The sequence below is a fragment of the Streptomyces sp. SS7 genome, from assembly GCF_037993025.1.
Taxonomy (GTDB): domain Bacteria; phylum Actinomycetota; class Actinomycetes; order Streptomycetales; family Streptomycetaceae; genus Streptomyces.
The window spans coordinates 3,760,826-3,781,409 of sequence record NZ_CP141223.1; the positions used below are offsets into that span (position 1 = coordinate 3,760,826).

20 protein-coding genes and 1 pseudogene are annotated in these 20,584 nt (G+C 71.6%); 8 read left to right on the forward strand and 13 right to left on the reverse strand.

What is annotated here, in order from left to right:
* Positions 1-173 precede the first annotated feature (173 nt).
* Together U5640_RS17270 and U5640_RS17275 are read right to left on the reverse strand one after the other, a co-directional pair.
* Complete coding sequence (locus U5640_RS17270; protein WP_340376687.1) at positions 174-575, reverse strand: DUF2752 domain-containing protein; 402 nt, start codon at positions 573-575, stop codon at positions 174-176.
* A complete protein-coding gene (locus U5640_RS17275) occupies positions 568-1,029 on the reverse strand; it encodes an NINE protein (RefSeq protein WP_340376688.1) in 462 nt (153 codons plus the stop codon). Before U5640_RS17275 ends, U5640_RS17270 begins: the two co-directional genes overlap by 8 nt.
* 177 nt (positions 1,030-1,206) lie before the next feature.
* Between U5640_RS17275 and U5640_RS17280 the strand changes: the two genes are divergently transcribed.
* The 4 genes from U5640_RS17280 (at position 1,207) to U5640_RS17295 (ending at position 3,500) form a co-directional block, all read left to right on the forward strand.
* Entirely contained in the window at positions 1,207-1,617 is a 411-nt protein-coding gene (locus U5640_RS17280) for a VOC family protein (RefSeq protein ID WP_340376689.1), read from the forward strand.
* Between the two features lie 169 nt (positions 1,618-1,786).
* Positions 1,787-2,194, forward strand: a complete 408-nt coding sequence (locus U5640_RS17285) for a hypothetical protein (protein WP_340376690.1) — start codon at positions 1,787-1,789, stop codon at positions 2,192-2,194.
* Complete coding sequence (locus tag U5640_RS17290; protein WP_340376691.1) at positions 2,191-2,709, forward strand: DCC1-like thiol-disulfide oxidoreductase family protein; 519 nt, start codon at positions 2,191-2,193, stop codon at positions 2,707-2,709. The genes U5640_RS17285 and U5640_RS17290 overlap by 4 nt, the downstream gene beginning before the upstream one ends.
* A 20-nt stretch (positions 2,710-2,729) precedes the next feature.
* On the forward strand, positions 2,730-3,500 hold the full coding sequence (locus U5640_RS17295; RefSeq protein ID WP_340385162.1) for a TetR family transcriptional regulator: 771 nt from the start codon (positions 2,730-2,732) through the stop codon (positions 3,498-3,500).
* Between the two features lie 91 nt (positions 3,501-3,591).
* Here the strand turns inward: U5640_RS17295 and U5640_RS17300 are convergent, their stop codons facing one another.
* Positions 3,592-5,997, reverse strand: coding sequence for an MMPL family transporter (locus U5640_RS17300; protein ID WP_340385164.1), 2,406 nt, complete (start codon positions 5,995-5,997; stop codon positions 3,592-3,594).
* Between the two features lie 168 nt (positions 5,998-6,165).
* On the opposite strand from U5640_RS17300, the gene U5640_RS17305 reads away from it, so the two are divergent.
* Positions 6,166-6,855 (forward strand): response regulator transcription factor, encoded by a 690-nt coding sequence (locus tag U5640_RS17305; RefSeq protein ID WP_340376692.1) that lies wholly within the window; start codon positions 6,166-6,168, stop codon positions 6,853-6,855.
* Positions 6,852-8,309 carry a HAMP domain-containing sensor histidine kinase gene (locus tag U5640_RS17310; protein WP_340376693.1) on the forward strand — a complete coding sequence of 486 codons (1,458 nt, stop codon included), beginning with the start codon at positions 6,852-6,854 and terminating at the stop codon, positions 8,307-8,309. Before U5640_RS17305 ends, U5640_RS17310 begins: the two co-directional genes overlap by 4 nt.
* Before the next feature lie 62 nt (positions 8,310-8,371).
* On the opposite strand, the pseudogene U5640_RS17315 reads toward U5640_RS17310, so the two are convergent.
* From U5640_RS17315 to U5640_RS17340, 6 genes and pseudogenes are all read right to left on the reverse strand, one after another.
* Positions 8,372-8,622, reverse strand: a pseudogene (locus tag U5640_RS17315) (IS5/IS1182 family transposase); the annotation flags it as partial.
* A 112-nt stretch (positions 8,623-8,734) separates the two neighbouring features.
* Entirely contained in the window at positions 8,735-9,451 is a 717-nt protein-coding gene (locus U5640_RS17320; RefSeq protein ID WP_340376694.1) for an SIMPL domain-containing protein, read from the reverse strand.
* A gap of 562 nt (positions 9,452-10,013) precedes the next feature.
* Complete coding sequence (locus U5640_RS17325; RefSeq protein ID WP_340376695.1) at positions 10,014-10,415, reverse strand: ATP-binding protein; 402 nt, start codon at positions 10,413-10,415, stop codon at positions 10,014-10,016.
* Positions 10,416-10,533: 118 nt separating this feature from the next.
* A complete protein-coding gene (locus U5640_RS17330; protein ID WP_340376696.1) occupies positions 10,534-12,087 on the reverse strand; it encodes an ABC transporter substrate-binding protein in 1,554 nt (517 codons plus the stop codon).
* Positions 12,088-12,273: 186 nt separating this feature from the next.
* Entirely contained in the window at positions 12,274-13,836 is a 1,563-nt protein-coding gene (locus U5640_RS17335; RefSeq protein ID WP_340376697.1) for a metallophosphoesterase, read from the reverse strand.
* A gap of 2 nt (positions 13,837-13,838) precedes the next feature.
* Positions 13,839-14,078, reverse strand: a complete 240-nt coding sequence (locus U5640_RS17340; protein WP_340376698.1) for a hypothetical protein — start codon at positions 14,076-14,078, stop codon at positions 13,839-13,841.
* Between the two features lie 91 nt (positions 14,079-14,169).
* Here U5640_RS17340 and U5640_RS17345 point away from each other — a divergent pair, with 91 nt between their 5' ends.
* Positions 14,170-15,471: a D-alanyl-D-alanine carboxypeptidase gene (locus U5640_RS17345; RefSeq protein WP_340376699.1), complete on the forward strand. Its 1,302-nt coding sequence runs from the start codon at positions 14,170-14,172 to the stop codon at positions 15,469-15,471.
* Here the strand turns inward: U5640_RS17345 and U5640_RS17350 are convergent.
* Positions 15,425-16,342 (reverse strand): YihY/virulence factor BrkB family protein, encoded by a 918-nt coding sequence (locus tag U5640_RS17350; RefSeq protein WP_340376700.1) that lies wholly within the window; start codon positions 16,340-16,342, stop codon positions 15,425-15,427. The genes U5640_RS17345 and U5640_RS17350 overlap by 47 nt on opposite strands.
* 122 nt (positions 16,343-16,464) lie before the next feature.
* Here U5640_RS17350 and U5640_RS17355 point away from each other — a divergent pair, with 122 nt between their 5' ends.
* On the forward strand, positions 16,465-17,220 hold the full coding sequence (locus tag U5640_RS17355; protein ID WP_340376701.1) for a decaprenylphospho-beta-D-erythro-pentofuranosid-2-ulose 2-reductase: 756 nt from the start codon (positions 16,465-16,467) through the stop codon (positions 17,218-17,220).
* 3 nt (positions 17,221-17,223) lie between these two features.
* Here the strand turns inward: U5640_RS17355 and U5640_RS17360 are convergent, their stop codons facing one another.
* The 3 genes from U5640_RS17360 to U5640_RS17370 form a co-directional block, all read right to left on the reverse strand.
* Complete coding sequence (locus U5640_RS17360; protein ID WP_340376702.1) at positions 17,224-17,802, reverse strand: 2'-5' RNA ligase family protein; 579 nt, start codon at positions 17,800-17,802, stop codon at positions 17,224-17,226.
* A gap of 181 nt (positions 17,803-17,983) precedes the next feature.
* Positions 17,984-18,997: a tryptophan--tRNA ligase gene (gene trpS / locus U5640_RS17365; protein WP_340376703.1), complete on the reverse strand. Its 1,014-nt coding sequence runs from the start codon at positions 18,995-18,997 to the stop codon at positions 17,984-17,986.
* Positions 18,998-19,105: 108 nt separating this feature from the next.
* Positions 19,106-20,560: a glycine hydroxymethyltransferase gene (locus tag U5640_RS17370; RefSeq protein WP_340376704.1), complete on the reverse strand. Its 1,455-nt coding sequence runs from the start codon at positions 20,558-20,560 to the stop codon at positions 19,106-19,108.
* Positions 20,561-20,584: the final 24 nt, after the last annotated feature.

Consider the following 20,584-nt stretch of genomic DNA (forward strand, 5'->3'; position numbering starts at 1 on the left):
ACGGCGTGACCGCGCTCGAACGTCCCCCTGGTCAGGCGAGAGTAAAGAGACCAGTGGGGCGAAAGGGAGTAGCGGGGACTGATCGTTCCTGTTCTGTGATCAAAATCCGCCAACGCCGCAATGTTTTCGGACGTCAGGCGAATGACGGGGCACCCAAAGGGGTGGAAACGGGCCTAGAAGATGTTCCGGACGATCATCCAGGTCACCGCGACACCGAGCACGGCGACCACCCCACGGCCGCTGAGCCCCGGTCGCCAACTGCGGCCGTGCAGGCCCTCCCAGGCCCAGCGGGCGAGCAGGGCGAGGGCGAAGGGCGAGGCGAGCAGCAGGACCCGGTTGTCCAGCCAGGCCTGGTGGTACTGACCGTGCATCAGGTCGTACACCATGCGGGTACCGCCGCAGGCCGGGCAGAGCAGACCGGTGACCAGCCGGAACGGGCACTGCGGCAGCAGATGACCCGGCTGGTGGGGGTTGGTGCCGTAGAGATGGGCGGAGCCCGCCGCGCCGGCGGCCAGCACCGCGAGGGGTGCCGCCGCGGGGTGGCGCAGCGCGGACGGGCGCTCCGCATCAGCCACGCAGGACCCGCCCGTTGCCGTCCGTGGTGTTGTTGCCCGTCAGGAGCATGATCCCGTCGATCAGCGCCCAGATGCCGAAGCCGCCGCAGGTGAACAGCTGCGCGAGGCCTATGCCGACGTGGCCGATGTAGAAGCGGCCCACGCCCAGGGTGCCCAGGGTCAGCTGGAGGACACCGGCGACGATCTTGGACTTGTCGGAGTAGGGGCGCCCGTAGGGGTCGTAGCCGTACGGCGCCTGGGGGTCGCCGGTGTAGGTGCCGGGCGGCACATAGCCGGGGGCGGGGTAACCGGCCTGCGGGGGGTAGCCGGGCTGGGTCTGGCCCGGCTGCGGGTAGCCGTAGGGGCCGGGCTGACCGCCGGGCTGGGCCGCGCCGTACGGGCCGGGCGCGCCGGCGTTCGGGTAGCCGTACCCGGGCTGGGGCGGCTGGTAGGGCTGCTGCGGCTGTTCGGACAAGGCGAGTTCTCCCCGTGGTCGGATGAGCGGAACATCTGCGTGCAAGGTGGGTGCACGTCATCTTGCAGCAGAAAACAGGACCCGGAGAAGCCGGGGGTGGTCAAGACGGTGGTCAAGGAGGGACATCGTCGATCAGCAATCACCGATTCCCGGAACCCGGCCACCTATTCTGACGGTATGTCAGATGGAGAGTCCTACGAACTGCTCGGGTTCGACAACGTCCTGCTGCCCGTCGGTGACATCGGCGAGGCCGTGCGGTTCTACGAGCGGGCCGGCTTCGCGGTGGCGTTCCGGTTCGACGAGGGCGGGATCGCGCTGCTGAAGGTCGGGGCCGAGACACCCGGGATCCTGCTGCGGCGGGAGGAGGCACTGGGACACCGGCCGCCGCCCTGGGCGGCGCCGCGCGTCTGGCTGGAGGTGCCGGACGCGCGGGTGGCGGCACGGCGGCTGGCCGACGCGGGGATCGCGCCCCTCGATCCGCCGTTCTCCGTGGCGACGGGCTGGACCGTCGAGGTCGCCGACCCCTGGGGGAACGTCCTCGGGTTCGCCGACTACACCAAGCGGCCGGAGCTGGCCCGGAGACAGTGAGCCCCATGGGGCCGCGAGGCCGCGAGGCCGTGGCCGTGACGCAGCGACCGTGACGCAGCGGCCGTGACACCGTGACGCAGGTCCCATCCCCCGGTTATTGAACACGTTCAAAACTGGGCTACAGTCATCCCTGTCAGCGTTTTGAACGCGTTCAACAAAGGGGGACGCCATGGATCGCACCGTCATCGCCTACGTCATCTACCTGGCCGTCAGCATCGGTCTGACCGTCTGGGTGGCCCGCACCCTCAGCCAGAACGGAAGGGTCTTCCTCGCCGATGTCCTCAAGGGCGACGAGAAGCTCGCCGATGCCGTCAACCACCTCCTGGTGGTGGGCTTCTACCTCGTCAACCTCGGCTTCGTCGGCCTCTACCTGAGCGGCGACGACGCCATCGAGGACACCCGCGGCGTCTTCGAGGCCGTGTCGACGAAGCTGGGCGTGGTGCTGCTGGTGCTCGGCGCGATGCACCTGGGCAACGTGTACGTGCTCAACCGGATCCGGCGGCGGGGGGTCATGGAACGGGAGCAGCTCCCGCCGGTCGCCCCGCAGGGCTGGACCGCCCCGCAGGCCGGGGCGTGACCGCCGTGACCGCGGCGGCCTCGCCCGCGGACCGGGACACCACGGGGGTCCCGGTCCGCCGGCTCACCGTCCTGTACGACGCCGACTGCTCCCTGTGCGCCTTCGTCCGCGACTGGCTGGTCCGGCAGCCGCAGCTCGTCCCGCTGGAGCCGGTCGCGGCCGGATCCGCCGAGGCGGCCGCCCGCTTCCCCGGCCTCGACCACCGCGCCACCCTGGAGGAGATCACCGTCGTCGGCGACGGCGGCCAGGTCTACCGGGGCGCCGCCGCCTGGATCGTCACGCTGTGGGCGCTGCGCGAGCACCGGCCGCTCGCCCACCGGCTGAGCACCCCCGCGGGTGCGAAAGTCGCCAAGGCCGCGGTCCTGGCCGCCGCCAAGTGGCGCGGGGCGCGGCGCACGGAGGCCGGCTGGGGCGGCGGCGCGTACCACGGGACGGACGGCTGGTCCTTCGACCCCCGGCACGGCTGGACCTACACCCCGCCCTCCTGTGCCGACGGCTCCTGCGCGACTGACTAGGCTCTCTGTCCGTGTCCGCCATGAACGAGCCCGCCGACGAGGGCCGCGCCGAGCCCGCTCCCCCGGCCGAGCCCCGTGAGCCGTCCCCCGCGACCGGCTCGAAGTCCGAGCAGACCCGCGCGCTGATCCTGGAGACGGCGATGCGGCTGTTCCAGGAGCGCGGCTACGACAAGACGACGATGCGGGCCATCGCCCAGGAGGCCGGGGTCTCGGTAGGGAACGCCTACTACTACTTCGCCGGCAAGGAGTGGCTGATCCAGGGCTTCTACGACCGGCTCGCGGCCGAGCACCGCGAGGCGGTCCGCGAGCTCCTGGCGACGGAGACCGCCCTGGAGGCCCGGATGGCGGGGGTGCTGCGCGTCTGGCTGGACGTGGCGACGCCGTACCACGAGTTCGCGGTGCAGTTCTTCAAGAACGCCGCCGACCCGGACAGCCCGCTCAGTCCCTTCTCGGCGGAGTCGGAGCACGCGCGCGTGGAGGCGATCGCCGTCCACAAGGAGGTCCTCGCGGGCTCGAAGGCGAAGGTGCCCGAGGAACTGCGCGAGGTGCTGCCCGAGCTGATGTGGCTCGCGCAGATGGGCCTCGTCATGTACTGGATCTACGACCGGACGGAGGGCCGCGAGCGCAGCTACCGGCTCGCGGAACGGGGCGCTCGCCTCACCGCGCGCGGTGTGGCACTGGCCCGGTTCCGCGTCCTGCGGCCCCTCGTCCTGGAGATCCACGAACTGTTCACGGACTTCCTGCCCGGCATGACCAACGCCCTGCCGGACCCGCAGAGGAAACGCGGCTGACCGCCAGGGCCGGTCGTTTGGATCATGCCGCGCGTCGCGGGGTGGCCGAGAGGCCACGTCTGCCCAGCCGACCTGATCCGAACGACAGGCCCTAATTGACCTCCGACATCTCCGCCAGTTCCACGTCGTACACCAGCGGCTCGTCGGCGACGGTCACCTGGCGGGCCTGGGTGGTGTACGACGCCGCCGTCGCCGACAGCAGATAGGTGCCCGGCGCCGGGACGGAGAGGATGTAGGAGCCGTCGGCCAGCGAGGTCACCCGGTCCAGCGGGCGGCCGCCCTTGGACAGCAGGGCCACCGAGGCGTGCTCCACCGGATCGCCGGCCACGTCGCGGACGAAGCCGTGGACGACCGTCGCGGGACCGTCCGACGGGCCGGCGGAGGCGGTGGCGTCCTCCTCCTTCGGCTCGACCGCGAGATGCGGCAGCCGCTTGTCCAGCCAGGCGGGCAGCCACCAGTTGGAGGCGCCCAGCAGATGCATCGCGGCCGGCACCAGCGCCGTACGGAGGACGAACGCGTCGAGGGCGACGGCCGCGGCGAGACCCACGCCGGCCATGGCCGCGCCCGAGTCCCCGCTGAGGACGAACGCGAGGAACACACAGACCATGATCAGGGCGGCGGAGTTGATGACCCGGCTGGTCTCGGCGAGGCCGACGCGCACCGCCCGCGCGTTGTCGCGCGTGTGCACCCACTCCTCGTGCATCCGGCTGACCAGGAAGACCTGGTAGTCCATCGACAGGCCGAACAGCAGGGACAGCATGATGACCGGCAGGAAGGCGTTGATCGGCCCCTCCTTGCCGAGGCCGAGCAGCTCCAGGCCCCAGCCCCACTGGAAGACGGCGACCAGGACGCCGAAGGAGGCGGCGGCCGCGATCAGGTTCATCAGGGCGGCGGTCAGCGGGACCACCAGGGAACGGAAGGCGATCAGCAGGAGCAGGAAGCCCAGTCCGATGATCGTCGCGACGAAGAGGGGCAGCCGGTCGCCGGTGACGGTCGCGAAGTCCTTGGAGACCGCCGTGACCCCGCCGACGTGCGCCTTCACCCCCGCCGCGGGGATGACGTCGTCGCGCAGCCGGTCGATGAGGGTGTCCGTCTCCCGCGACTGGGGCGAGGTCGTGGGGACGACCTGGATGACGGTGACGCCCCCCGCGGGCGGCAGCGCGGCCGCCTGGGCCACGCCCGGCGCGTCCTCGATGCCCCGGACGAGCGCGGTCGTGTCGGTGCCCTCCACGACGACCTGCAGTGGACCGTTGAAGCCCGGTCCGAAGCCCTCGGCCAGCAGGTCGTAGGCCTTGCGCGTGGTGGTGGAGGCGTCGTTGTTGCCCTGGTCGGTGGCGCCGAGGCGCAGCGAGAACACCGGCAGCGCGAGGACGGCCATGACGACCAGCGCGAGCGCGGCGACCGTCCGGGGGCGGCGCTGCACCTGAACCGACCAGCGGACCGCGGGGCCGCTGGTCCGCTCCTCCTCCGGGCCCTCGGCGGCGAGGCGCCGCCGCTGCTTGCGGCTGAGCACCCGCGGGCCGAGGAAGCCGAGCAGGGCCGGCAGCAGGGTGGTGGCGGCGAGGACGCTGAGGACGACCGTCAGCGAGGTGCCGACGACCACGCCGTCCAGGAAGCGCAGGTCCGTCACCAGCATGCCGGCCAGGGCGATGCAGACCGTGCCGCCCGCGAACAGCACCGCGCGGCCGGAGGTGTTGAGGGCGGTGACCGCCGACTCCTCCGGTGCGACGCCGCGCAGGAGGCCCTTGCGGTGGCGGGTGACGATGAACAGGGCGTAGTCGATGCCGACGCCCAGGCCGATCAGGGACGACAGCAGCGGCGCCAGGTCGGGGATGTCGGTGACATGGCTGAGCAGCTGGGTCGAGAACAGTCCGGTGCCCACGCCGAAGACCGCCACGGCGAGCGGCAGCAGCATCGCGAAGAGCGAGCCGAAGGCGAGGAACAGCACGATCGCCGCGGCGACCAGACCCACCATCTCGGCGAGGCCGGTGGGCGGTTCCTGGACGCGCTGGATGGCCTGGCCGCCGAGTTCGACCTCCAGGCCGGCGCGCTCGGCGTCCCGCGCGGTGTCGACGACGTCCTGGACGAGTTCCTTGGGCACCGCGTTCGCCTGGTCGGCGAAGGTGATCTGGGCGTACGCGATGCGCCCGTCCCGGCTGATCTGCCCCGCGCCCCGCTCACCGGCGTAGGGGCTGGTGACCCCGCCGACGCCCTTCATGTCCGCGATCCGCTCCAGCGCGGGCTGGATCCGGGACCGCACGTCCTGGTCGCGGACGCTGCCCCCGTCGACCTTCCAGACGACGGTGTCGGTGTCGCCCGCGCGCGCGGGGAACGCCTTCTCCATCAGGTCGTACGCCTTCTTGGAGTCCGTGTCGGGGAGGGAGAACACGTTCGCGTAGTCCGTGCCCGCCGTCGAGGCCGAGAACCCCAGCCCGAACAACGCCCCCACCCACAGCAACAGGACCACCAGCCGATGCCGGTAGCACCAGCGTGCCAATGCCGCCACGATGCGCAACTCCTCACTCAAAGGTCGACGGATCCCCCGGGTCCTGTCCCCAAGGATCGGGGGCGGCGCGCCCGCGGGGACATCGCGGGACCATGACTCTCAAGGAACTCCAAAGGGGGAACCGGCCCGGTCGCCGGCGGGGCCGTCGATACTGGGGGCATGTCGACCGCCCCCGGCACCGTGCTGGTCGTGGAGGACGAGCCGAGCATCGCGGACGTCCTCGCCATCGCGCTGCGCTACCACCGCTTCGAGGTCATGACCACGGGCACGGTCCGTGAGGCCCTCGCCCTCGCCGACCGCACCCGGCCCGACGTCGCGCTGCTCGACGTCATGCTGCCCGACGGCGACGGCCGGGCGCTCGGGCGGGAACTGCGCGGGCGACGGCCGGACCTGGCGCTGGTGTTCCTCACCGCGCGCGACGCACCGGCCGAGATCGTCGGCGCGCTGGGCTTCGGGGACGACTACGTCACCAAGCCGTTCGACATCGACGTGGTGATCGCCCGGATCACCGCGGTGCTGCGCCGCACCCGCCCGGCGGACGTCCTGCCGCAGCGCCCCCCGCTGCGCTACGGCGACCTGGAGCTGGACGAGACGACGTACAGCGTGCACCGCGCGGGCCGCTCGGTGGAGCTGACGCCGACGGAGTACGCGCTGCTGCGCTTCCTGGTGCGCAACGGCGGCCGGATCGTGCCCAAGGAGCAACTCCTGCGCCATGTCTGGCAGTACGAGCACACCCCGCCGGAGTCGACGGTGGTCGAGACGTACATCAGCTATCTGCGGCGCAAGCTGGACACGCTGGGCCCGCCGGTGATCACCACCCGGCGGGGCGTGGGGTACGGACTGGCATGAGGACGGCGCGGGCCCTGCGGTGCGGGCGGGGCATGCACTCGCTGCGGGTGAAGCTGACGCTGGCGAACGTGGCGCTGCTGGCGATCGGGATCGTCACGGCGACCGCGGTGAGCCTGATGGGGATGCGGCACTACCTGCTGGACCAGATCGACAACGAGCTGGTCAAGACCCGGGACTCGATCGCCGGTACGGGGCTCACCCTGCGCAAGCTGGACTCGCTGTCGGCGCTGAGCTTCCTGCGCGACCGGACGGCGCCCGGGGAGGGCGACGAGGAGTCCGCTGCGGACACGGTGTTCACCGCCGTGGACGCCACCGGCCGGGCCGTGTCCCTCTTCGGTGTGCCGCCCACCGCGGCCCAGAGCGATCTCGCCGAGGCGGTGCGCGACCCGCACGCGCTCACCGTGGCCGCCGACCCGGGCGACCTGAGCATGCGCGGTGCGTCGTACCGGGTCACGGCCACCCGGCTCGGGGACGGCACCTACGTCCTGATGGCGACCTCCACCGAGGCCCTGCACCAGGGCATCGCCAAGGCGCTCCGGCTCGATCTCACCGTCGGGACCCTGCTGCTGGCGCTCCTCGCCTGTCTGACGCTGTTCAGCGTGCGGCGGCGGATGCGGCCGCTGGAGGACATGGTGGAGACGTCGTCGGCGATCGCGGAGGGCGATCTGACCCGCCGGGTGCCCTCCAGCCGGGAGACCAGCCTGGAGGTGGAGCAGCTGCGGCTCGCCTTGAACTCCATGCTCCAGCAGGTGGAGGCGGCGTACCTCACGCGCGAACGCAGCGCGGGCCAGCTGCGCCGGTTCGTCGCCGACGCCTCGCACGAGCTGCGCACCCCGCTGTCGGCGATCCGCGGCTATCTCCAGCTGTACGACCAGGGGATGCTGCGCGAGCCGGAAGAGCGCAGACGGGCCTGGGACCGGATGAACGGCGAGGTGGACCGGATGGGCCGGCTCGTCGACGAACTGCTCACGCTGGCCCGGCTGGACCAGCGGCCCGAGCTGCGGCTGCGGAACGTGGACGTGAGCCGGCTGGTACGGGACGCGGCCGAGGACCTGCGGGCGCAGCAGCCCGGCCGGCCGGTCACGGTCCACGCGGACGGCGCGCTGCTGGTGCGGGCCGACGAGTCGGGGCTGCGGCAGGTCCTGGGCAACCTGGTGGCCAACGTCCGCACGCACACGCCCGCGGAGGTCCCGGTGCGGCTCGGGGTGGAGCGCGCGGACGGGATCGTACGGCTGTCGGTGCGGGACGAGGGACCGGGCCTCGCGGCGGAGGACGCGGCGCGGGTCTTCGACCGCTTCTTCCGCGCGGGCGGCGGCGCGGGCAGCGGCCTGGGCCTGGCGATCGTGCAGGGGGTGGTCCGGGCCCACGGCGGCGAGGTGAACATCCACACGGCACCGGGCGAGGGCCTCGGGGTGACGGTGGAACTCCCGTCCCGCCCGAAGACCTGCGTCTGACCACCGACGACCTGGGGGTCGAGGGACGGCGGAGAGGGGTGGGCTGGGTTCTGTCTCCTTGGTCAGGGTCGGGTCCAGGTGAGGATGCCCGCGAGTGGCGGGCAGTCTGGTGGGCGATCGCGAGCTTGTCGGTTCGTGTGGCCGGGCCGCGGCACTGCTTGAGGCGGTTGATGCACCGCTCGACGGTGTTCCGCTGCTTGTATGCCTGGCTGTCGAAGCCGGGCGGACGGCCACCGGGGCGGCCCCGCCGCAGGCGATGCCCGATTTGGTCGGACGGCTGCGGGATGACCGCACGGATGCCCCGTCGCCGCAGGTGGCTGCAGACGCACGGCGGTCGACGCCAGCCACCCGGCAGGCTCCGCACTCCGGGCACTCCGCCTCGGACACCATGCCGGCGTGGACTCGAACAGCTCCGGACGTGGGTTCTACAGCTGTGGTGGTGTCATGGTGAATCGGGCGTTGACGGCGGCGTAGATGTGTTGGCGTTGGGGTTCGAGGTCGAGTGGTGCGGCGGTGCCCTGTTGGGCTGCGCCGTAGGCCATGGAGCGCATACGGGTTCCGGGGGCGGGTGGGTAGGGCTGTGCGTCTTCGGCTCCGATGTCGGCGAGTTCTACGAGTGCTGCGAGGGTGGTGCCGAGTGCTTCGGCGTATTCGCGGGCTCGTTGGACTGCTTCTTCGACGGCTTGTTGACGGGCTTGCTTGTGGGCGGGCGAGTCGGGGCGCAGGGCCCACCAGGGGCCGTCGACTCGGGTGAGTTCGAGGTCGGCGAGGCGGGTGGTGAGTTCGCCAAGGGCGGTGAAGTCGGTGAGTTCGGCGGTGATGTGGACACGGCCGTGGTAGGCGTGGATGCGTTCGCCTCGGCCGTGTTCCTTGAGTTCGGGGGTGATGGAGAAGGAGCCGGTCTCCAGTCGTTCTACGGCGTCTCCGTAGGTCTTGACGAGGTCGAGGGTGGTGGTGTTGCGGCGGGTGAGGTCGTCGAGGGCGGCGCGGCGGTCTTTGCCGCGGGAGGCGACGGTGATGCCGATGCGGGCGATTTCGGGGTCGACTTCGAGGCGGGCTTCGCCACGGACGGCGATGCGGGGGGCGTCGGGGGTGCCGTAGGGGACGGCGGGGCGGGGGGCGTCTGCGGGCGGGGTGGTCATACGTCCCACTCTGTCAGTTCTTGAACCGTTGGAAGTCCCTGAAGGAGTCCGCTGCGGGCGGGGCGGCCGCTCCGGCGGCGGGGAGCACAGCGGCGGCGGCACTACTTCAAGGAAGTACCCCGACAGGGCCGGCAATGCGCCCGATCCAGGGCACACCGCTGACGCCAATCCGGGTATTGCGATCTGGGACAAGCCTTATGTGCAGGGGAAGTTGGCTCTGCAGCCGGCTCGCGGCGGCCAGCGAGAAGGCCCTGGTCCTCGGCCCGGAGTCGACACCCGTCCGGTCGGGCCCGAGCGGAGGCGGGGTTCTGTGATCTGCCACAGCCGGGCCAGAGCCCCCATGACCGACCGCTCAGTGTGGAAGGCCTCGCGCTCGCGGGCGTCCGGCTCAGGGCCGCCGTGCCGATGAGCGGCGGGCGCGGGCCGCAAGAGGCTGCGGGACGTTGCGTTGGTGTTGGTGGTGCGAGCCCGTCCCGCGGCGACCTCTCGCGATGCCCTGTCACGGTCTGGTACTCGAACGCTCCGAGAAGCACCGCTCTCCCGGAACGCTCATAACCAGGGATCAGGTGGGTGTGAGGATCAGGGCCCATACCGTCTTGCCGTGGTGGCCTCTGCTCCAGACGCCCCACGTGGTGGCGAGGTGGGCCACCAGGTGCAGGCCCCGGCCGTGTTCCTCCCACTCGCCGACCGCCCGGGGCCGGGGTTCGCTGCGGTCCTCGTCGGAGACCTCGATCAGGCAGGAGCCGTCCGCGAGTGCGGTGACCGCCACCTCGAACTCCCGCTCGCGCAGCGGTCCGTGACGGATGACGTTGGTGGCCAGCTCGGACACCACGAGGACCGCGTCGGTGACCGCCCGGTCGTCGGGGCCGTGCCCCCAGTCGGCCAGATGGTCCCGCACCCGGCGCCGGGCCAGCCCGACGGACGCCGGGTGCCGGGGCAGCCGGAAGGAGTTGCGTCTCAGCACGTCTGCTCCTCACCCCGCGCACGGCTCCGTCACATCGCACCCCGACGGGTGACTGCCCGCGCGGGTGGGGACGCATGCCCGAACGGACCGGATCCGCGGGGCGGATGGGTCCGGGGTGTCAGATCCGGTCGAGGGACCACAGGCGGAACACGCCGTTGCCGTCGGCGAGGTAACGCCCGCCGCCGACGCTCGCGTCGGAGACGACGTACTCCTTGCGCTGCCACAGCGGGATCACCGGCACGTCGTCGGCGACGGTCTGCTGGAGGTTCTTGAAGTCGTCGGCGACCTGGCTGCGGTCGGCGTACCGCTGGCTGTCGGTGATGTACCGGTCGACGGCCTTGTCGCTGTAGCCGGTGTTCATCGTGGAGCCGGTGCCGACGAGCGGGCCCGCGTAGGTGTCGGGGTCGGGGTAGTCGGCGACCCAGCCGACGGCGTACGCGTCGAGCTTGCCGCTCGCCCACCGCTTCTGGAAGTCGGTCCACTCGTATCCCTTGACGTTCACCTTGAACAGTCCGGAGGCCTCCAGCTGCCGCTTGAGCTCCTGTGCCTCGGCCGCGGCGGCACCGCTGCCCAGTCCGTAGCCGTAGGTGAAGCCGACCGGAATGCTGACGCCTGCCTGTTGCAGGAGCGTGCGGGCCTTCGCCGCGCTCTGCCTGGGGTAGGTGTCGAAGAAGGACGTCGTGTGGCCCGTGAGGCCGGCCGGGACGAGCGAGTACAGCGGTTCGACCGTGCCGTCGTACACGGTCGCGGCGAGCTGTTCGCGGTCGACCAGCCAGGCCATCGCCTTGCGCACGTCCACCGAGTGCAGCGGCGAGGACGCGCGGGTGTTCAGGTACAGGTTGCGGGTGTCGGAGCTGTCGGCCTCGCTGACCCGCATCCCGGGGTCGCTGGCGTTGAGGGAGGCGAGGACGGCGGGCGGCAGCTGCCGGGACGCCACGTCGACCTCCTTGGCCTTCCACGCCTTCTCCAGGGCGTCCGGGTCGCCGTAGTAGCGCAGTTCGACGGGCGAGCCGGTCTTCGCCGCGCCGCGGTAGCGCGCGTTGGGTGCGAGGTCGGCCCGCTTGCCCTTCGTGTACGACGTCAGCGTGTACGGGCCGGTGCCGTCGACGGCGGTGCCGGTGCGCAGGCCGTCGGCCGGGTAGCGGGTGTGGTCCACGATCGAACCGGCGCCGGTGGCCACCTTGAACGGGAAGGTGGCGTCCGGGGTCGTCAGATGGAACGTGACCTTCAGGCCGTCCGTGTCCACCGACTTCAGGGTGGACAGCAGCGAGGCCGGACCGACATCGGCGTTGATCTTCTTGACCCGGTCGAAGGAGAACTTCACGTCCTCGGCGGTCACCTTGCGGCCGCTGGGAAAGGTCAGGTCGTCCCGCAGCTCGCAGATGTACGTCGTCAGGCCGCCCTTCGGGAAGGAGCAGCTCTTGGCGGCGTCCGGGACCGGTGAGACGCCGCCCGGCTCGTACGTCAGCAGCGACTGGAAGACGTTGTTGAACAACGCCCACGACCCGGCGTCGTAGGCGCCCGCCGGATCGAGTGAGGTGATGGTGTCCGTCGTGCCGACGGTGATGGCGGCTCCGCCGTCCTGCTGCGACGGCAGCAGCTGCCAGCCGCCCACTCCGGCGACGGCGAGAACCAGCAGTGCCACGAGGATCCGCATGCGAACCGAGCGCATGGTGATGTCCTGCCTCCCCCGGGCCACAGGAAGGCCCAGTACTACACAGAAAGCCACCCCCCTTGGTGGCGGGGCTCACCTAACCACACGTGTTTCAGCGGGCGGAAGAGGCTTCTGGGTAGGTGAGAAAGAACTTACCGACGCCGTGTTTCCAGCCGATTTCACAGCGAACTCCCAGACTCCGCCTCACGCCTGACGGGACGCCAGTTCGATCACCGTGACGTCCGAGGGCGCGCCCACGCGGGTGGGCGGCCCCCAGGCACCGGCGCCCCGGGAGACGTAGAGCTGGGTGTCGCCGTAGCGGTCCAGGCCGGCCAGGGTCGGGTTCGCCGCCGCGGCGATCAGGTTGCCGGGGAAGAGCTGCCCGCCGTGGGTGTGGCCGGAGAGCTGGAGGTCGACGCCGTGGCGTACGGCGTCGTGGATCTGGACGGGCTGGTGCGCCAGGAGCACGCACGCGCGTGTGGTGTCCCGGTCGCCGAGGGCCTTGCCGAAGTCGGGGCCCTGGCCCTCGCTCTCCCCCGCGATGTCGTTGACGCCGGCCAGGTCGAACCAGGGGAGTTCGGTGCGCTCGTTCTCCAGGGGGTCGATCCCGAGGCGGCGGACCTCCTCGACCCACTGGGCGGCGCCGGAGAAGTACTCGTGGTTGCCGGTGACGAAGAAGCTGCCGTGCCGGGCCCGCAGCCGGGCGAGCGGGGCGGCCGCCGGACCCAGGTCCTTCACGCTGCCGTCGACGAGGTCGCCGACGACGGCGATCAGGTCGGGCTGGGTGCCGTTGATCGTGTCGACGACCTTCTGCGCGAAGCCCCGGCCCAGCACCGGTCCGAGGTGGATGTCGCTGACGACCGCGATCCGGTAGCCGTGGGCGGCGCGCGGAAGCTTGGCCAACGGGACGGTGACCCGCTTCACCTCCGGCCCGCGCAGCACCCCGTAGGTACCGGCGCCGACGGTCCCCACGGCCACCGCGGCGGCCGCGCCGCCGACCACCCGGGAGACGAAGAGCCGCCGCGAGGGCGCACGGCTTTCAGCCGCTCCCGCCCCGCCACCCGGCTCCGCCGCCTCCGCCCGGGGCGACGGCCCGCCCGCGGCGGGAGCGGGTCCCGCAGCCGCCTGCCCGACCGCAGCAGGAACGGGTCCCGACGCCTCGGCCCGCCCGCCCGACGCACCCGCCTGCCCAACCACCGCGTCGGACTGACCGGCCGCCACATCCACCCGCCCTGCCGGCGCACCTGCCCGCCCGGCCGCCACATCCGCCTGTCCGGCCGCCGCGTCAAGACGCCCGGCCGCCGCGTCCGGCCGTCCCGCTTCGGCGTCCGCCCGGGGGGTCGGGGTGCCTTCCTGTACGGCGCGTGGGCCTTGGGCTGCCGGGGCCGCTGCCGCCGCCGGCTCCCGCTCCCGCTCCGGCTCGCGTGTCGGGCGCCCGGCGCCGGCCCGTCGGTCCAGGTAGCGGCGTAGCAGCGGTCGTACGATCTCGCCCGCGACGACCCCCAGCAGCAGGTAGATCGACAGGGCGAGCCACAGGAAGCCCGGCCAGGCCAGGGTGCGCTGGAGCCAGAAGGGGGCGCCGGTGCGCTCCGCCACGAGGGCGCCGATCGCCAGGGCCCAGCCGCCCGCGATCAGTACGGCGCCGCAGCGGCGCACCCAGCCGGGGCCGGGCGTGGTGTCACGGAAGAGCCTGCGCCACAGGTACCAGTTGGCGCCGACGAGGACCGCCAGGACGAGCAGCGCGAGCAGCGCGAAGAGGATCACCACGGCTATGACGCCCGGCGCAGTGCGCGCAGACCGCGCAACCCGATGACACCGATGGCCGTCCCCAATACGAAGGAGACGACGGCGAGCGTCAGGTGCACCCAGAAGTACGCGGTGGGGTGCCCGTCGTCGAAGGCGAGACCGCTGCCGTCCTTGACCAGATTCTTGACGAAAGTGACCCAGATGACCCAGCTCCACACCCCGAAGGCGAGCAGGAACCAGGAGAGGGGGCGGCTGAGCTTCATGGGTTCAGTATCGTCGTCGGGTGTCCGGTTCGATGACCGGGGTGGGGAGGGTGGCGGGACTTCCCGTCGCCTGCCCGGTACGTTCTCCGTCGTGCCCGCACCCATGAAGCAGACCGTCAGGCGATCCCTGCTGGTCACCGCAGCGTCCCTCACCTCTCTCGCGCTGGCCGCGCCCGTCTCCCTCGCCGCGCCGAAACCGTCCCCCTCCACGAGCCCGACTCCCTCGGCCACTCCCCCGGCGACCATGTCCACGGTCGGCGGCGCCCGGCTCGGGCAGGCCGGGACGCAGGTGGCGCTCGCCGGGGGCGCGCCGGTGGTGCCGAAGGACCTCACCGCGCGGTCGTGGATCGTCGCCGACGCCGAGTCGGGCGAGGTGCTGGCGGCGCACAACGCGCACTGGCGGCTGCCCCCGGCGAGCACGATGAAGATGCTGTTCGCGGACACCGTGCTGCCGAAGTTCCCGAGGACCACCCAGCACAAGGTGGTGCCGCAGGACCTGGAGGGCATGGGGGCCGGCTCCAGCCTGGTGGGCATAAAGGAGAACGAGACGTACTCGGTGCACGATCTGTGGCTGGGGGTGTTCCTGCGCTCCGGCAACGACGCCGTGCACGTGCTGTCGTCGATGAACGGCGGGGTCGCGGGCACGGTCAAGGAGATGAACCGGCACGCCGAGGAGCTCCAGGCCCTCGACACGCACGTGGTCTCCCCCGACGGCTACGACGCGCCCGGCCAGGTGTCCTCCGCGTACGACCTGACGCTGATCGCGCGTTCGGGGCTGCAGAAGAAGGACTTCCGGGAGTACTGCTCGACCGTCTCGGCCAAGTTCCCCGGCGAGACGAAGAAGAACAAGAAGGGCAAGAGGGTCCGGGGGACCTTCGAGATCCAGAACACCAACCGGCTGCTGGCCGGCGACTACGACATCTCGCAGTACCCGGGCATCGCGGGGGTGAAGAACGGCAACACGACCAACGCGGGCGCGACCTTCACGGGGGTGGCCGAGCGGAACGGGCGGGTGCTCCTCGTCACCGTGATGAACCCGGAGAAGAGCGACCACAACGAGGTCTACAAGGAGACGGCCAAGCTGTTCGACTGGGGTTTCGCGGCGGCCGGGAAGGTGACGCCGGTGGGCGAGCTGGTCCCGCCGCGGGGGGCGGCTCCCAGCGCGCAGGCCAGCGCGCAGCCGGGCGCGAACCCGTCCTCCGGCGCGTCCTCGGGGGCCGCCCGGGGCGGCACCTCGCAGCAGCCGGTGGCGAGCGCGGTGGCCGACGACGGCGCGCGCGGCATGTGGACCGCGCTGGGCATCACCGGCGGGGCGCTGGTGCTGCTGGCCGCCGGGGCCTACGTCGTCAACCGCCGCTGGCCCCTGCCGGATCTGGTACGCCGCCGCCGCTGACGTCTTCGTCGAACGCGCTGTCGGGTGCGCTGCCCGTGGCGGTCCAGGATGCGCTGTACAGGACCAGTTTCGAGGTGAGGTTGATCCACAGGAGCAGGGCGATCGGGACACCGAAGGCGCCGTACATGCTCTTGCCCGCCACGTTCTGCAGATAGCCGCTGAGCATCAGTTTGAGCAGTTCGAAGCCGACCGCGCCGATCAGCGCGGCGACGATCAGGCGGCGGCGGGTGGGCTCGACGCCCGGGAGCAGGGTCAGGACGTAGAGGAGGAGCAGGAAGTCGGCGAGGACGGCGATGGTGAAGGCGGCGATCCGCAGCAGGATGCCGCCCCAGCCCGCCTTGTCGATGCCGAGCGCGTCGATGATCCGGCCGACCAGCGCGGAGGCCACGGTGGAGATGGCGAGGGTGACCAGGACCGCGCCGCCGAGCCCGACCAGGATGCCCGCGTCCTTGCCCTTGCTCAGGACCGGGTTCTCCTCCTGGTCGGGCAGCTCCCACACCGCCCGCAGACAGTCCCGCATCTGACCGACCCAGCCGATGCCGGTGAGCAGCAGCAGGGCGCCGGCGATGAGGCCGACCGTGCCGGCGTTCTGCACGAGGTCGTGGATGTCGAGCTGGTCGGAGATCCCGGGGACCTGGTCGGCGATCTTGTTCTGGAGTTCCTGCTGCTGGGACTCGCTGAGCGTGGCGGCGGCGATCGCGGCGGCCAGGGTGAGCAGCGGGAACAGTGCGACGAAGCTGATGAACGTCATCGCGGCGGCGAGCCGGGTCCATTTCACCCGGTCCAGACGTTCGTACGACCGCCACGCGTGCGTGGCCATGAGGCGGGTGACCCACGGCCCGATGCCGGGAAGCTGCTTCAGCCAGTCCATGCTCCGACTCTGCCCTGCCCGGCGGGAATGACGCGAAGGGATGGGGGCGCGGGTACCTCGGATGCTGTGGGCCGTTTCAGGTAGAAAAGGGATGTTTCCCCTCTGAAGCCCCAGGAGTTGCCGTGCAGGACGCCTTCGGTCTCCCCCAGTCCCTCCTCGTCCTCGGCGGTACGTCGGAGATCGCGCTGGCGACCGCGCGCCGGCTGATCGCCCGCCGCACCCGCACGGTGTGGCTGGCCGGACGCCCCTCCCCCGCCCTGGAGTCGGCCGCCGACGGCCTGCGCGCGCTCGGCGCCGACGTCCGTACGGTCGCCTTCGACGCGCTCGACCCCGGTAGCCACGAGAGCGTCCTCGGCGAGGTGTTCGCCGCGGGCGCCATCGATCTCGTCCTGCTGGCCTTCGGTGTCCTCGGCGACCAGGCGCACGACGAGCGCGCCCCCGCGGCGGCGGTGCGGGTCGCGCAGACCAACTACACCGGCGCGGTGTCGGCCGGCCTGGTGAGCGCCCACGCGCTCCAGACGCAGGGCCACGGGGCGCTCGTCGTGCTCTCCTCCGTCGCCGCGGAGCGGGCCCGCCGCTCGGACTTCATCTACGGCTCCAGCAAGGCCGGCCTGGACGCGTTCGCGCAGGGGCTCGGGGACGCGTTGCAGGGGACCGGCGTGCACGTCATGGTCGTACGGCCCGGGTTCGTGCGGACACGCGGAACGGCGGGGCTGCCGCAGGCGCCGCTCGCGACCACGCCCGGGCAGGTGGCGGCGGCGGTGGAGCTGGGGCTGCGGCGACGCTCGGAGGTGGTGTGGGTGCCGGGGGTGCTGAGGGTGGTCATGGCGGGGCTGCGGCATGTCCCTCGGGGGGTCTTCCGGCGGCTGCCCGTCTGAGCCTCAGCGGGTCGGCAGGGTGCCCCGGTCCGCGTGTGCCGTCTGCGGCGGGATCATCGGGCCGCCGAAGGTGTACGCGCGCAGTTGCCGCCAGACCCCGTCGGACCCCTGTTCGTGCAGGGCGAAGCCGGTGCAGGACCAGGCGGCCTCGTAGCCGGAGAGGTCCTCGAAGGCCCGGTCCATGGCCTCCTCGTCGATGCCGTGCGCCACGGTGACATGCGGGTGGTACGGGAACAGCAGCTCGCGCACGAGCGGACCGGAGGGGTCCCGGACGAGCTGCTGGAGCCGGGCGCAGACCTCGGCGCCCTCGACGACCTTCAGGTAGACCACCGGCGACAGCGGGCGGAAGGTGCCGGTGCCGCACAGACGCATCGGGAAGGGGCGGCCGGTCGCGGCGACCTCACCGAGGTGGGCGTCGACGGCCGGCAGGTCGTCCGCCTCGATCTCCGTCGGCGGCAGCAGCGTGACATGCGTGGGGATGCCGTGAGCAGCGGCGTCGCCGAAGCCCGTGCGCCGCTCCTGGAGCAGGCTGCCGTGAGGCTCCGGGACCGCGATCGACACGCCGATCGTTACGGTCCCCACGTCGTCTCCTGTCGTCAAACCGGTGGTGGTGTCGTGCCGGGTTCGTACTCAGTCGTCTCAGTCGTACGGCTATCGACTGTACGGCCACGGCTGTGCTCTGGGCAGGCGCAGAGGAAGTGATGTGCAGCGCTCTGCCCGGAGGAACGGGAGTGCGGTGCGCCCCGGGTGCTCCCGAGCGCCTTCAGTGCTTCGCGGGCAGGAAGCCGACCCTCTCGTACGCCCGGGAGAGCGTCTCCGCGGCCACGGCGCGGGCCTTCTCGGCGCCCTTGGCGAGGAGCGAGTCCAGCGTCTCCGGGTCGTCCAGGTACTGCTGCGTGCGGTCCCGGAACGGGGTGACGAAGTCGACGACGACGTCCGCGAGGTCAGTCTTCAGGGCGCCGTACATCTTGCCCTCGTACTCCTGCTCCAGCTGCGCGACGCTCTTGCCGGTGAGCGTGGAGTAGATGGTGAGCAGGTTGCTGACGCCCGGCTTGTTCTCGGTGTCGTAGCGGACGACCGTGTCGGTGTCCGTGACCGCGCTCTTGACCTTCTTCGCGGTGGCCTTCGGGTCGTCGAGCAGGTTGATGAGGCCCTTCGGCGTGGACGCCGACTTGCTCATCTTGATCGACGGGTCCTGGAGGTCGTAGATCTTCGCCGTCTCCTTGAGGATGTACGGCTTCGGGATGGTGAAGGTCGCGCCGAAGCGGCCGTTGAAGCGCTCGGCGAGATCGCGGGTCAGTTCGATGTGCTGGCGCTGGTCCTCGCCGACCGGGACCTCGTGGGCCTGGTACAGCAGGATGTCCGCGACCTGGAGGATCGGGTACGTGAACAGGCCGACGCTGGCGCTCTCGGTGCCCTGGCGGGCGGACTTGTCCTTGAACTGGGTCATCCGGGACGCCTCGCCGAAGCCGGTGAGGCAGTTCATGACCCAGGCGAGCTGGGCGTGCTCGGGGACGTGGCTCTGCACGAAGAGCGTGCAGCGCTCGGGGTCCAGGCCGGCCGCGAGGAGCTGGGCGGCGGCCAGCCGGGTGTTGGCCGTGAGGTCCTTCGGGTCCTGCGGGACCGTGATCGCGTGCAGGTCGACGACCATGTAGAAGGCGTCGTGGGACTCCTGGAGGGCCACCCACTGGCGCACGGCGCCGAGGTAGTTGCCCAGGTGGAACGAGCCGGCGGTGGGCTGGATGCCGGAGAGCACGCGGGGTCGGTCTGAGGCCATGTCCCTCATTGTCTCAGAGAGCGGTGAGTGGTTTCGGTGCGTGGGGAGCCGCGGCGCCGTCGAGGCCGGTCACGCGGCTCCCCACGCCCCTGAAAGGCAGGGAACGGCTCAGCCGAGGTCGATCTCCGGGTACAGCGGGAAGCCCGCGACCAGGTCCGTCGCCCGCTGCGAGATCTCGTCCGCCACCTTCGCGTCCAGGACGTGGCTCGCCTTGCTCGGCGCGCCGGACTTCGTCGTGCCCTGCTCGGTGGTGGTGAGGACGCGGTCGATCAGGCCCGCGACCTCGTCCATCTCCGCCGTGCCGAGGCCGCGGGTGGTCAGGGCGGGGGTGCCGATGCGGATGCCGGAGGTGTACCAGGCGCCGTTCGGGTCGGCGGGGATGGCGTTGCGGTTGGTGACGATGCCCGAGTCGAGGAGGGCGGCCTCGGCCTGGCGGCCGGTGAGGCCGTAGGAGGAGGCGACGTCGATCAGGTTGAGGTGGTTGTCGGTGCCGCCGGTGACCAGGGTGGCGCCCCGGCGCGTCAGGCCCTCGGCCAGGGCGCGGGAGTTGTCGACGATCCGCTGGGCGTAGTCCTGGAAGGCGGGCTGCCGGGCCTCGGCCAGGGCGACGGCCTTGGCGGCCATCACGTGCGGGAGCGGGCCGCCGAGGACCATCGGGCAGCCGCGGTCGACCTGGTCCTTGAGGGAGTCGTCGCACAGGACCATGCCGCCGCGCGGGCCGCGCAGGGACTTGTGGGTGGTCGTGGTGACGATCTGGGCGTGCGGGACCGGGTCGAAGTCGCCGGTCAGGACCTTGCCGGCGACCAGGCCCGCGAAGTGCGCCATGTCGACCATGAGGGTCGCGCCGACCTCGTCGGCGATCTCGCGCATGATCCGGAAGTTCACCAGACGCGGGTAGGCGGAGTAGCCGGCGACCACGATCAGCGGCTTGAACTCCCGGGCCTGGGCGCGCAGGGCGTCGTAGTCGATGAGGCCGGTCGCCGGGTCGGTGCCGTAGGAGCGCTGGTCGAACATCTTGCCGCTGATGTTCGGGCGGAAGCCGTGGGTGAGGTGGCCGCCCGCGTCCAGGGACATGCCGAGCATGCGCTGGTTGCCGAAGGCCTGGCGCAGCTCCGCCCAGTCGGCCTCGGTCAGGTCGTTGACCTGGCGGGCGCCGGTCTTCTCCAGGAAGGGGACCTCGACGCGGTCGGCGAGGACGGCCCAGAAGGCGACCAGGTTGGCGTCGATGCCGGAGTGCGGCTGGACGTAGGCGTGGCGGGCGCCGAAGAGTTCGCGGGCGTGCTCGGCGGCGAGCGCCTCGACCGTGTCGACGTTGCGGCAGCCGGCGTAGAAGCGGCGGCCGACGGTGCCCTCGGCGTACTTGTCGCTGAACCAGTTGCCCATCGCGAGGAGGGTGGCCGGGGAGGCGTAGTTCTCGGAGGCGATCAGCTTGAGCATCTCGCGCTGGTCCTGGACCTCCTGGCCGATGGCGTCGGCGACGCGCGGCTCGACGGCGCGGATCACGTCGAGGGCGGCACGGAAGGCGGTGGACTCGGTGGACAGGCGTGCGGAATCGGCAGACATTCGGGACCTCCGGACATGCGTTCG